An 11985-nucleotide genomic window follows, 5' to 3' on the forward strand; every position below is an offset into this window, starting at 1 on the left:
ACGAGACGAAATGGCCACCCTCCCCGGCGGGCGGGGGCCGATCGTTCGCCCGCGAGGACCGGCGCGCGCCCCCTCCCCCGGCATCCGGTGCGGGCCGGCACCGCCCTTCCGCGCCCCGCACCCGTCCCGGTAGCCTGGCGCTTCCCTGACGATCGGGAGACACGGATGACGACAGGCTCCCTGCGGAACCTCCCACCCGAGACGCGCGTGCGGCGCGCACGGATCTTCGCGTACGTAGTGAGCGCTCTGTTCGTGGTCGGCGGCGCCGGCTTCCTCGCGATCAGCGGAGGATCCCCGCTCTTCCTCGTCGCCGCGGCGACGATGTTCGCCCTGGCGATCCTGATGATCGTCGCCGTCCATCGCGCCTCCCCCTCGACGCGCGCGATCGCTCTCGCCGTGGCGGCGCTCGGCGTGGTCGTGGGCTTCGTCGTGGCGTTCGCGACGTCGTCGACCGACACCGGGTCACCGCTGGTGTCGATGATCGGTGTCACGCCGGTCCTGCTGATCGGGGCGTTCCTCGTGCACCTGTTCTCGAGAGCGGTCGAGGTGCACCGGGGCTGACCCGGGTCAGTCCTCGTCGGGCAGCGCCCGCTGCGCCACCACGCGCCGCGCCTCGACCACCGCTTCGGCGAACTCGGTGTCGGGGTCGTCCATGACGATCGCCGTCGCCCGCGCGTGCGCGCTCACGACGTCGTAGGGCGAGGCCGCCGCGCGCTCGACGGCGGCTTCGGCGCGGTACCCGATGGCCGCGAACGCGCGGCTCAGGCTCCGCTGGGTGTCGTGGTCGCCCCGCCCGAACTGGGTCGCGAGCTCGTCGGCGAGCGACTCGTGGGCGTCGTCGGGAACGAGCCCGGATGCCGTGCGCCACGCCGCCCGCGCCACCTCGGGATGCCGATCGCGCAGCACCACCGGCGTGATCACGGCGAACGCAGCGGGGTCGCCGATCTTCGAGAGCGTGTGCAGGGCCTGGCTCCGCGCCTGCGGGACCTCGGATGCCACCTCGGGAAGCAGCTCCGCGACGGTCCGGGTCGCGTCGTGACGCGTGAGCGCCCACGTGAGCATGTCGCGCACGAAGAAGTCGGGCTCCACCGCGCAGCGGGCAACGAGCTCGGCGATGTAGCTGTCGTCGGGCCGCGTCCCCGCGGCGAGCGCCGCTTGCAGGCGCGCGGAGGCGTCGGAGTGCGCGAGCGCCGCGCGCAGGCGGTCGGCCGGGGTGGTGTCGGTCATCGTGGTTCCAGGGTTTCACGCCCCGTGGCGGCGAGGGTCGTCATGACGGATGCCGTGACCGACCGGGATGCGCGCGACGGCGGCCTACCGGCATCCACTCGCTGCGTGCTCCGCGGGCCGCCCCCGGTGATCTACTTCCGTCCCACCCGCCGCTCGACGAGCTTGCGCGCGACGTCCATGAAGCTCGGCGCGTACTTCGCCCACTCCTGGTCGAGCTTGCGCACGTCGATCTTGCCGGTGTGCAGCAGCTCGCAGATCTTCAGCCAGCTCTCGCCCGTCGCGGCCGTCAGCGCCGCGGCCACGGCCGCGTTCACGACGATCCCCGCGCCCGGGATGAGCTTGAGGAAGCTCGTCGCGAGCGCTCGCCCGGCCACCTGCACACCGAACTGCGCGAGGGCCCCTGCCGAGAGCATCGTCTTGACCTCGAGGTCGTAGATGGCGGCGATGCGCCCCATCATCGTCAGCTGGATCGGCGCCAGCGTGACAGCATCCGACACAGGAAGCGGAACGGATGCCGCCCCCGCGGCCGCCGCGGACGCCGCGGCGATGATCGGCCGCGCCATCTCCCTCTTCCACGGGAGGTTGAGTCGCTGTGCGATGCGAAAGGCGTCCTTGTCGCGGTCGGGGGCGAGTTCGAGGGTCTCCGTGACAAGGTCACCGAGGCCGTGCCCCTTCCCCTTCCCGTGGCGGTCGCGGGTGGAGGTGAGGATGACCTGTCGGTACGAGATGCGGATGCGCTCGCCCGTCGACGGGTCGACGGGGTTGTTGAGCCAGTCGACGAACGCCTGCAGGTCCTTCGCGACGCCCTGGTGCCCGGTGATCGGGTTCTTGATCCAGTCGACCTTCGTCAGCACGAGGATCACCGGCAGCCCTCGCGCGTCGAGCTCGCGGATCATCGCGATGTCGGCCGGAGTGAGACGGTCGTCGGCGGCCCGCACGCAGTACCAGACGACGGAGATCTGATGGTTGCCGGGGTGGGCGGCGATGGCATCCAGGTGGTTGCGCAGCTGCTGATCCGGCGGAACGGGCGAGCCGATCTCGAACCCCTCGACGTCCCAGATGCCGAGCGAGTCGTCGCTGTAGAAGTGCACGCCCCGCGTGACGGGGAGCCCCCGCCCGACCTTCGCCCAGTCGCGCCCGAACACCGCGTTGACCAGCGACGACTTGCCGACGCCCGACGCGCCGACGATCGCGAGATTGAACCGCCCGTACCGCGACTTCGCCTCCGACGTCGCCTCGACGAAGGCCTTCTCGTCGAGCTGACGCACGTCGGTGTTCTTCTTCGCCATGGTCTCGCCTCCCCGGGTGGTGACTCAGTTCGCGACCCGCGGATGCGGATGGGATCGAATCTACGGGGCGGGGCGGCGGGGGGAGCTTTTAGCGGGTGGCCCTTGTGCGGGCCCGGAGGCCGTGGAAGGAGGGGTCTGCACGTGCACCTCCTTCTCCTCGGCCCCGGCCGCATCGTGCAGCGCGGCACGCGCGAGGGCTTCGTCGGCTTCTCGGACGCGTTGCCATCGCCAGATGAGCACGATGTACACCGCCGCTCCCAGCGAGCACGCAAGAGCCGGTACCCACAGGCCGCGAAAGGCGAACGCGGCCGGGAACACCAGAACAATCGGCAGCGGAAACGCGAGCAGAACAATCCGCTTCAGCTCGAAGCTCGACATCCCCATGAGCATCAGACCATCTCAACTCCCGCCTGGATGCCAGAGCTTGACACGGCGAACGACCTGCAGCTCGAGGCGCTCACGGCTGCCGTCGCGCCGCGCTCCACTCCCCCGCGGCATCCCGCACGGCCACGATCCGATCGTGCAGCCGCGACGGACGCCCCTGCCAGAACTCGATCTCGCGCGGCTCCACCCGATACCCGCCCCAGTGCGGCGGCCTCGGCACGGGCTGGTCGTCGCCGAAGCGGGCCGACACCTCGGCCATCTGCTCCTCGAGCGCGGCACGGGATGCCACGGGCTCCGACTGGTGGCTCGCCCAGGCCGACAGCTGCGATCCGCGCGGCCGCGACGCGAAGTACGCGTCATCCCGCTCAGCAGGCAGGGGCGTCGCCGTGCCGAGCACGATCACCTGCCGCTGCAGCGCGTACCAGGGGAACAGGATCGACACCGCCGGATTCCCCGCCAGCGCCTGCCCCTTCCGCGAGTCCCGGTTCGTGAAGAACCACAGCGCACCGTCGTCGTCGACCCCGCGCAACAGCACCGTCCGCGAGGTGGGCCGGGCCTCGGCATCCACCGTCGATACGACCATCGCGTTCGGTTCGGGGAGGTCCGCGGCATCATGCAGCCACCGCTGGAAGAGCGCGAGGGGGGATGCCGTCAGCGCGGCGTCGTCGAGCTCGTCGAGCGTGTAGTCGAGGCGGTGGGCGAGGGGGTTCTCGGTCATCGCGCGGTCCTCCGAAGCGTCGCTGGGGGCACCATCGTATGCGCGCGGAGTCCGGCCGCGGCCCGATCGCCGCACGGGACGATTCGCGCTCGGACGCGTGCGCGAGTAGTTCCGCAAGAGACGGCTGTGCGAGGTCGTCGAAATCAGAGCCCGGCGATCCCCGCCGACCGCACGACGAAGTACACGAGCGTCGCCACCACGGCCCCCACGAGCACCACCGCGGTCCAGAACATCGCGATGCGCAGGCGGCGGGTCTGGGCGGATTCGCCCGGACGGTTCCAGGGCGCGCGCGCCATCACTGCTCTGCTCCGACTCGTGCGATCCCGGTCGACATCAGCATCCGTTCCCCCCGCGCTGCTCCATGGACGAAAGGCCACGCTAGCCAGCCCCACGTGTGGATGCCAGCACCTGGCGGCAGCCGACGTCAATCCGCCGCTGCACAGATGTGCACCGCGTGGAATAGGTCGTCGCCGCGCCCCGTTACCTTCGCGTGGCCCTGTGACCCCACGAAAGGACTCCCGTGAGCCTGTTCAGCCCCACCACCGTCGGCAGCATCGGCGTGCGCAACCGCGTGTCGCTCGCCCCCATGACCCGCCTGCGCGCGAGCGCCGACGGCGTTCCCGGCCCGATCGTCGCGAAGTACTACGAGCAGCGCGCCGGCATCGGACTCCTCGTCACCGAGGGCGTGTTCCCGAGCGCGGAGTCGAAGGCGTACCCCGGCCAGCCCGGAATCGTCACCGACGAGCAGGCCACCGGATGGGCGAAGGTCGCGGATGCCGTGCACGCCGAAGGCGGAGTGGTGTTCATGCAGCTCATGAACGGCGGACGTGTCACCCACACCGACATCACCGGCACCGACCGCATCGTCGCCCCCTCGGCCATCGCGATTGAGGGCGACACCCGCCTCGCCGACGGCTCGAAGGTCGCCTACCCCGTGCCCCACGCCCTCGAGACCGAGGAGCTCGCCACCGTCCGTGACGAGTTCGTGAAGGCCGCTCGTCGGGCCGTGGATGCCGGCATCGACGGCGTCGAGCTGCACTCGGCGAACGGCTACCTGCTGCACGAGTTCCTCTCCCCCGCCTCCAACCAGCGCACCGACGGCTACGGCGGATCGCCCGAGGCCCGCGCCCGCTTCGTCGTCGAGGTCGCCCAGGCCGTCGTCGCCGAGATCGGTGCCGACCGCGTCGGCATCCGCATCTCCCCCGCCCACAACATCCAGGACGTCTGGGAGAAGGACGACGCCGAAACCCGCGCCACCTACGAGGCCCTCATCGCCGGCCTCGCCCCGCTGGGCCTCGCCTACCTGAGCGTGCTGCACGCCCACCCCGCGAGCGACCTCATCCAGGACCTGCGCCGCGCCTTCGGCGGCACCTTCATCGTCAACTCCGGCTTCTCCAAGATGACCACGCGCGACGAGGCCATCACCGCCGTCGACGAGGGCATCGCCGACCTGGTCGCCGTCGGCCGCCCCGCCATCGCCAACCCCGACCTGGTGACGCGCTGGCAGCAGGGCGCCGAGGAAAACGAGGTTGATCAGGCGTCGGTCTACGGCCCGGATGAGCGCGGGTACACGGATTACCCGTTCCTTCAGGACTGACATTCCGGATGCCAGGGCCTCGCGCGATCTGATCGCGCGGGGCCCTTTTGATTCATCTCGTGCGCAGAAGGTATGTGTTCAGCAGTAGGGACAGGATCCCGCCGCCGGAATCTCCACAAAATGTTCGTTGCAGATAGTCGCTGGGCGAGACGCCGGTCTGATTTGCTGCACGGGGTTGCCCTGTACCTCGAACCCAAGCTCGACCAGTCGACCTGCCGCGCCGCCTTTGCCTCCGCTGATCTCTTTGCTGGACACGGAAACGCCGTGCTGACGCTCGTATGCCGCGGCGAAGATCGCCTTCGAGTCGTAGAGGGAGCCGTTGACGACGAGGAAGTACTCACGCGCTACGCCAAAGCCGAAACGCTTGAGGAACGCATCACGACCGAGCCGATCGAATTCGGATACCGCCCAGTTCACGGCGGCTGTGTCGGTCAGGTCGGAGTAGGAAACCATGCCCCGAGTATGCCCCGAGCCACCGACATTCGTGATTTGCGTACAACAATCTAGCCAGTGGCTTCCTCTGCAAGGAACTCTCAATCGAGCCTTCTTGAATCGGGCCAAGAGCTCGCATAGCAAAGGCCAGACGAGGTACATGTAAGTCCAACTTCCGCCACCGCCGGGCACGTGTGAGAGTCGGCAGCATGGCACGACTTGAACGACAAAATGCTCTCGCCTCCGCGCTTGAATTACTCGGCCTCACACTCGGTGGGACATCACCAGCCCCCCGCTTCCCAGGGCTTCCCGAGCCCGCCGCGTCGTGGGCCATTGCGAACTACAAACAGCTTGGTGGAGTGCTCGAGGCACCCACCCTTCGACCCTTGGGCTGGGATATTCAGACGACGAGTGGACTCATCATTGAGCTCGACGAAGAACAACACTTCAACCGGTATCGAGCAGAGACACTTCGAGCGGAGTGGAGTGCCCATTTGCCATGGCGAGCGGATTACCTGCGCCAGTGCGCCGACTATGAGCACGTTGCCTCGAAGCGTCACTCAGGGGGCGGCTTCTGGACGAACACGGGATCAGCCGCGCAATTCGGTCCAGCTGGGCCCCGCGGTGTTCTCGATGGAGAAGGATCACCGCGCTGGAAGCAACGAGCCTTGTACGACTCGATGCGAGATTCCCTCGCAGCAACAGGAGCGGTGTCGCTCGCTCGACTGTCCGTACACGATCGACTCGGATCTATTCGCCTGGGCGACGCGCTCCGCGCCCCCGCTCTCCTCGACTTGCAGATGCTGCGCGACCTCCTCGTCAGGCGGACCGCAAACCCCCTCATTCTGTGATTGATATCGAGGCGTCTGCGCGGTCCAGTTCGCTCGCCGGTGGCATTGCCGACTACCCCCTACCCCGCTGGGAGTGAGATGAGCAGCGTGCCGAGGTTGAAGATGTCGACTAGTCATCGGCCCACAGAATCGACGCGCACGGGCACTCGAACCACCTATGACTGCACGCATATGCCAGTGACAGGAGCGCCGCGGGTGACCAGTTCGCGCGGCGCTCCCTATGCGACGGACCGGTAGCGCTGCATCGTCGCGCCCGATCGGAACTCACTCCGCTCGACCGGCTCGAGCTTCAGGTCGACCCCCTCAAGGAGCCGTGGCCCCCGCCCCGCGATCACGGGGTGCACGACGAACGTGTACTCATCGATGAGGCCCTGCGCCGCGAGTGCCGCCGGAAGCTTCACGCCACCAAGCGAGATACCCCTCCCCGGCTGCGCCTTGACCCGCCGGACCGCTTCGACCACGTCGCCGCTGATCAGCTCAGCGTTCCAGTCGACGGCGTCCAGAGTCGCGGATGCCACGACCTTCCGCATCGGATCCATCACCTCCGCGAACTCGATCTCACTGGCATCCATCCAGTCCGGCCACTCCCCCGACCCCGGTCGACGCCACGCACCCTCCATCAGCTCATAGGTGACGCGGCCGTAGAGGAGGGTGTCGGAACGGCGGAGCTCGTCGGTCCAGAACGCCATGGACTCGGTGTCCGGCGGCAGGCCCGCCTCGTGTGAGCAGCAGCCGTCCAGGGTGACGTTGATCGCGTATCGCAACGGCTGTGCCATGTCTGATCCTCTCGACGAGACGCGCTCCCTCGCACGTTTGTCCTCATCGTCTCGGCACCGACGGCATCCGTCCACCGTTCCCCTGCTGAGATCCAGCACCTACTCGCGCGAAGCAATGACTCTCGCGAGCCGAGCCATCTCGGCCTCGAGATCGTCGATGCCTCCGGCCAGGCTCACCGCATGCACGCGAACGTCGACCCGCGCCGAGGGAATGCAAATGACCTGAGAGACCACGTCGCCCGAAACGTAAATGAGGTGCGCGGTTCGCACATTCAGCGCAAGCGCGTAAGCGACCATCTGGTAGACGTCACCGCTGGGCGGACCACCGCGCCCATCAGTGAGCACCTTGTATTTGGTGTCGGCCACGCTCGTCGGCACGTCGGTCTCGACGACCATGTCCGGACGAAGAGCCACCACGCGCTCCGTGTCCAGCCACCATCTTCTGTCCTGTGGGGTTACTCGCAGACCTTTTGGCTCGAGAAGCGCGCGCAGACGTTCAGCGACGAACGACTCGAACATGTTCGCCATATCGAGCAGGAACGTCCCGCCTCGTCGGACGCCTTCACGGTGCGTCCACGACACGGCCTCGAGGATCAATTGGGCGAGCATGAGAGCGGTACTGAGATGCTCGTTCAGCCTCGTTATCACAACGGTCGGAAGCGGCATTCCGCGCGGCACCAGACCCGCCTCGAGGAAATCCATCTCGAGCTGCGTGCGAATCGACTCGACGCCGCGCGAGAGATCCACTGCTCGAAGCGCACGAATGGCGGTATGCAGGATGCGATTGGTTGGCACATCCTCACTGAAATGGTCGTAGTCGATCTCAAGAGGTAGCGGCAGCCCCGGACGGACGGCTAGTTGTCGCGACACATCCCACCGACCCCGCATGACCGAGGCGGCCTCGTGCGTCTCTTCGTAACCCTTCACTAGACCTCGACGTGTAGCGCGTTGCACCTCCAAGAGGAATGCGCGAGCAAGAGCCGCAGGAAAGGCTCGCTCCCCGTCGTGATCCACGAGGTGTTGTCCGACGCTGATGTGCCTACGTCCTGAGGACGCCATGTAGACGAGATTCTCGAGAGGCGTTTTGGGCACGACGTGCAGCACCGTTTCACCCACCACCGCGGTGCCCACCCGCGTCACGTCCGAGACGCGCCAAAGCCCGGCCTGCGTTGTCGGGCTCACACGACAAAAACGCATCTCCTGCAGTTCCATCGCCTCGCCGAGCGTGAGCTCGACGAGGCTCTCACCCTTTTCGGTGATGAAAGCGCGTGGACGTGATTTGCTCACCTCTTCGAGGACTCCTGGATGCCGCTTTCCTGCTCGGGTGACTGCGCCGCCGGGGGAGCGACCTTTTCAAGCAGAATCTCCAACGAAAACGTCGCGTGTACATCGACAGCACTCCCGAGATGACGCTCCTCGAGCAACGGCATCAGGTTCTCCGTCCAAATCGCATCGAGGGCCTGCCTGCTCAGATCTTCGGTGCGCAGCAGGTGACTGGGGCCGATGCGGCCCTCCCGGTCGCGAATGCGCGAATTAAGCTCGGCGAAAAGGGCTGAGATATCAAAGGACTGCGGGTGCGCGGCCATCCACCGATCGAGAATGCCGGCCACCGGCGGAACGTCGGGGTGGAGCTCGAAGAACGAGAAACGCCGACGCATCGCCGAGTCTAGGAGCGCAATCGAACGATCGGCTGTATTCATCGTGCCGATGATGACGACGTTCGGCGGCAGCGAGAACGTGTCTCCGCCGTCCGTCCCCGAGCCGGCGTAAAGCAAGTCGATCGGTTCGTCCCGGTACTCGAGGAGGTAGTAGAGCTCGCCGAAGACCTTTGAAAGATTTGCGCGATTGATCTCATCGATCATCAGGACGTGCGTCACATCGGGGTCACGCCGAGCTGCGTCCGAGATGCGGCGCAGAGGCCCCTGGGTCAGTTCGAAAACGAGCTGACCGTCTTTCTCGCGCGGCCGGTACCCGGCGAAGAAGTCCTCGTATGTGTATGAGGGATGGAACTGAATTCGTCGAGCCGCATCGGGTTTGGTGGTGAGTGCCTCCGTGATCGCCTTCGCGACAAAGGTCTTACCGGTCCCCGGCGGGCCATAGAGGATGATCTGGCCCCGCCGATACAAGGCATCGATAACGCGAGCGATCCAACCATCGTCGAGCTTGAGGCGTTCGCTCAAGACTGCGGTGTCGATGTCGGCTGGGCGGAAGCCGCGTGGGTCAACCTCTACGACTGGTTCTACGTGGGCCGGATCGATCACCGGGTCTGGCACATCCAGCCACTGCTCCCGCAGCGGCGTCCGATAGAAATCGATCGGCTTCTGCTTCTTCACCTGAAGGGCGATGGCGATGCGCTGGAGGTCCGCATCGGCGTCGGAGGAGAAGCTCCCCCCGATTTCGCCGATGAACGCTTCGCGAACGCGCCGGCGGTGATCAGCCGAAACGATGGGGCCGAAGAAGCCGGGATGGACGAGATACAGCAACGACCATCGCTGGGTTGGGAAACCGTCGCCGTCCAGCGCCAAGACGAAATCCCGCCAGCGGAGCGGATCTGCCAGCGTCGACTCTTGTTCATCAGCGTCGAGCTCGACCCACGCTTTCGCCAGGTTGATGATGATCGTGACCGCGTGATTGACATTGGTGAGCATGCCGGACCCGGGGTGGAATGACCCACCGCCGAACGCCTCATCGAAAAGCGTTGGGATCGACACCTTGTGCTGCATGAGCGCGAGAACTGCCCCTACCTTGGCCGTTTTCTTGGCGTGACCAATGGCCGTTGAAATGGGGAGGATTTGCAGCGCCACCACCTCAGCCATGAGCAATCTGACGTCGTCGCTCTCGTCAGCGAGCTGTAGCGCGACGTTCTCGGTGAAATTCTTCCCCTCGGCCTTCTCGCTCGTCGTCCATACCGTATGCAGACGCTGAACCGTCTCCAGCGACCACACCTCGCGCCCCGGGCTGAAGACGGATTCGCCGGCCTGCAGCGACTGCTCCACCCACACGCGCGCAGCCTCGAGCAGCTTGCGCTGAGCATTGTCGGTCGACACCCACGTCGTCGGAAGGGCCGCGGAGACCGCCGACTGCAACTCAATGCGCCCTGCTGCGTATCGTCGCGTCGCCTCCGCGTGTAACTCGTCGCCCGCAAACTCACGCAGCGCCTGTCTACCGGCGTCAGTGACCGCCCATTGCCCCGACCCATCGGGGTGCTTGCGCAGCCACCCGGCGGCAGCGAGATCCGCGCTGGACCAGCGCCAATCGCTCTCCCCGCGGGGGCGGCCCTTCCGCACGAGCTCGGCCTCGTGATCTGAGAACGGAACGCGCTGCTGCGTTGCAGCCCACACCTCGGCGAGAGGCAGGAATTGTTCGCCGATGGTGTTCTCGTCGAGATATTCCAGCGATGCTCGGGCGCGAGCCGCTCGTCGGACGTTCTGATCTGCGGCCACACTGCTCCTTTGCCTGGACGACAAACACTTCCGTTCATCGCGGGCGGTTCCCCGCCTCAGCCTTTCACGAGCCCGCCGGGTGACGCGAGCACAGAGTGATGGCGGGTTTGCGCGGGCCCCGCGCACGCTTCGCCATCGAGGTCGCGCAGGCCGTCGTCACCGAGGTCGGCGCCGACCGCGTCGACATCCGCAACTCCCCCGCCCACAACATTCAAGCGCCGACGAGAACGAGGTCGACCAGGCCTCAGTACGGCGAGACCGGGTACACCGACTACCCGTTCCTCCAGGACAGATCGTCGGATGCCAGAGTCTTAGGCAATGCGCTCGAAACCCTCGGTATGCGACGAGGCGGTAGCGCTGCACGACGGCACCTGAGCGGAACTCCCGCCGCTCGACCAACTCCATCTCCAAATCCACGCCGTCGAGCAGCCGCGGCCCCGCCCCGCGATCACGGTATGCACGACGAACGTGTACTCATCGATGAGCCCGTGCGCCGCGAGCGTCGCCGGAAGCTTCACGCCACCGAGCGAGATCCCTCTTCTCGGCTGCTCCTTGAGCCGCTGGACCACCTCGACGACGTCACCCCACACGAGTTCGGCGTTCCAGTCGACTCCGAGTGAGATTCGTACTCAGCGGTGCGTGCAGGTCGAGGTCGCCCACCTGCGGGTGATGTAGCCGCTTCGTTCCGCTCGAACACAACCGCACGTCGTGCTTGGCCCACAGGCGCGCGAACTCCCGACTGTTCATCGACAACTCCCCCACGAGCTCGGCGAGCGCACTGCCCCGCCACATACCGCAGCGACGCGACCGCCGACGCCGGATCATCCGCCCAGTCACGATGCAGCTCGCGCGTGTGCCGGTCGAGGAACAGCAGGCGCATCTGGTTCGGACGCGTCGCCGGATCATCCGGATCCGTGAACGCCAGATGCCCCGCCACCAGCGCATGCCCGAGCGTGTTCCATGCGAGCACGTCATTTCGCCGCCCCAGCAGCAGCGCCGGCACCGACGGCATCGACGCGAGCAGCGCCAACGCCCCGGGCATCGCCACCTCCGCGCGCGTCACGCGCTTCCGCCGCCCCGGAACCGGACGCGCCAGCTCGAACAGATGCCGCCGCTCCTCGCCTCGCCTCGCACACATCACAAGAATCCCCAACCACTCGTCGATAGCTCTCGTATGAGGTGCCGTGCCGCGTCCGCACGTCGCGCGCATGGAGAACTCCTTCGGCGAGGCGAGTGTCACCAGTCCACCGCGCTCCCAATGCCCAATA

Annotated in this window: 11 protein-coding genes and 1 pseudogene; 2 read left to right on the forward strand and 10 right to left on the reverse strand. The window is 66.8% G+C overall.

Annotation, left to right across the window (positions count from 1 at the left end; translation table 11 throughout):
- The first annotated feature begins 237 nt into the window (after positions 1-237).
- Positions 238-561, forward strand: a complete 324-nt coding sequence (locus ACFZA2_RS06490) for a hypothetical protein (protein ID WP_391402231.1) — start codon at positions 238-240, stop codon at positions 559-561.
- 6 nt (positions 562-567) lie between these two features.
- Here ACFZA2_RS06490 and ACFZA2_RS06495 read toward each other — a convergent pair whose 3' ends face one another.
- The 5 genes from ACFZA2_RS06495 to ACFZA2_RS06515 form a co-directional block, all read right to left on the reverse strand.
- The gene (locus ACFZA2_RS06495; RefSeq protein WP_363577248.1) at positions 568-1227 is read right to left on the reverse strand and encodes a HEAT repeat domain-containing protein; all 660 of its coding nucleotides are present in this window, start codon (positions 1225-1227) and stop codon (positions 568-570) included.
- 131 nt (positions 1228-1358) lie between these two features.
- Positions 1359-2516, reverse strand: a complete 1158-nt coding sequence (locus ACFZA2_RS06500; RefSeq protein WP_391402235.1) for a GTPase — start codon at positions 2514-2516, stop codon at positions 1359-1361.
- Between the two features lie 60 nt (positions 2517-2576).
- The gene (locus tag ACFZA2_RS06505; RefSeq protein WP_391402238.1) at positions 2577-2894 is read right to left on the reverse strand and encodes a hypothetical protein; all 318 of its coding nucleotides are present in this window, start codon (positions 2892-2894) and stop codon (positions 2577-2579) included.
- Between the two features lie 79 nt (positions 2895-2973).
- The gene (pdxH, locus tag ACFZA2_RS06510; RefSeq protein ID WP_391402241.1) at positions 2974-3618 is read right to left on the reverse strand and encodes a pyridoxamine 5'-phosphate oxidase; all 645 of its coding nucleotides are present in this window, start codon (positions 3616-3618) and stop codon (positions 2974-2976) included.
- Between the two features lie 143 nt (positions 3619-3761).
- The gene (locus ACFZA2_RS06515) at positions 3762-3914 is read right to left on the reverse strand and encodes a hypothetical protein (RefSeq protein ID WP_391402244.1); all 153 of its coding nucleotides are present in this window, start codon (positions 3912-3914) and stop codon (positions 3762-3764) included.
- A 224-nt stretch (positions 3915-4138) separates the two neighbouring features.
- Here ACFZA2_RS06515 and ACFZA2_RS06520 point away from each other — a divergent pair, with 224 nt between their 5' ends.
- The gene (locus ACFZA2_RS06520; RefSeq protein WP_391402248.1) at positions 4139-5215 is read left to right on the forward strand and encodes an alkene reductase; all 1077 of its coding nucleotides are present in this window, start codon (positions 4139-4141) and stop codon (positions 5213-5215) included.
- A gap of 78 nt (positions 5216-5293) precedes the next feature.
- Here ACFZA2_RS06520 and ACFZA2_RS06525 read toward each other — a convergent pair whose 3' ends face one another.
- The 5 genes and pseudogenes from ACFZA2_RS06525 to ACFZA2_RS06545 all read right to left on the reverse strand — a co-directional run bounded on the left by ACFZA2_RS06525 (position 5294) and on the right by ACFZA2_RS06545 (position 11927).
- Positions 5294-5668, reverse strand: coding sequence for a hypothetical protein (locus ACFZA2_RS06525; RefSeq protein ID WP_391402251.1), 375 nt, complete (start codon positions 5666-5668; stop codon positions 5294-5296).
- A 1048-nt stretch (positions 5669-6716) separates the two neighbouring features.
- Complete coding sequence (locus ACFZA2_RS06530; RefSeq protein WP_391402254.1) at positions 6717-7274, reverse strand: dihydrofolate reductase family protein; 558 nt, start codon at positions 7272-7274, stop codon at positions 6717-6719.
- Between the two features lie 99 nt (positions 7275-7373).
- Positions 7374-8561: an McrC family protein gene (locus ACFZA2_RS06535; protein WP_391402257.1), complete on the reverse strand. Its 1188-nt coding sequence runs from the start codon at positions 8559-8561 to the stop codon at positions 7374-7376.
- Entirely contained in the window at positions 8558-10717 is a 2160-nt protein-coding gene (locus tag ACFZA2_RS06540; RefSeq protein WP_391402259.1) for an McrB family protein, read from the reverse strand. The genes ACFZA2_RS06535 and ACFZA2_RS06540 overlap by 4 nt, the downstream gene beginning before the upstream one ends.
- A 579-nt stretch (positions 10718-11296) precedes the next feature.
- Positions 11297-11927: pseudogene (locus ACFZA2_RS06545) on the reverse strand (hypothetical protein).
- Positions 11928-11985 lie beyond the last annotated feature (58 nt).

This window comes from Microbacterium sp. NPDC007973, from assembly GCF_042958465.1.
Lineage (GTDB): Bacteria > Actinomycetota > Actinomycetes > Actinomycetales > Microbacteriaceae > Microbacterium > Microbacterium galbum.

Coding starts and splice junctions, on each gene's coding strand:
- ACFZA2_RS06500 (WP_391402235.1), bottom strand. CDS start 2,516: ATGGCGAAGAAGAACACCGACGTGCGTCAGCTCGACGAGAAGGCCTTC.
- ACFZA2_RS06525 (WP_391402251.1), bottom strand. CDS start 5,668: ATGGTTTCCTACTCCGACCTGACCGACACAGCCGCCGTGAACTGGGCG.
- ACFZA2_RS06505 (WP_391402238.1), bottom strand. CDS start 2,894: ATGTCGAGCTTCGAGCTGAAGCGGATTGTTCTGCTCGCGTTTCCGCTG.
- pdxH (WP_391402241.1), bottom strand. CDS start 3,618: ATGACCGAGAACCCCCTCGCCCACCGCCTCGACTACACGCTCGACGAG.
- ACFZA2_RS06515 (WP_391402244.1), bottom strand. CDS start 3,914: ATGGCGCGCGCGCCCTGGAACCGTCCGGGCGAATCCGCCCAGACCCGC.
- ACFZA2_RS06530 (WP_391402254.1), bottom strand. CDS start 7,274: ATGGCACAGCCGTTGCGATACGCGATCAACGTCACCCTGGACGGCTGC.
- ACFZA2_RS06495 (WP_363577248.1), bottom strand. CDS start 1,227: ATGACCGACACCACCCCGGCCGACCGCCTGCGCGCGGCGCTCGCGCAC.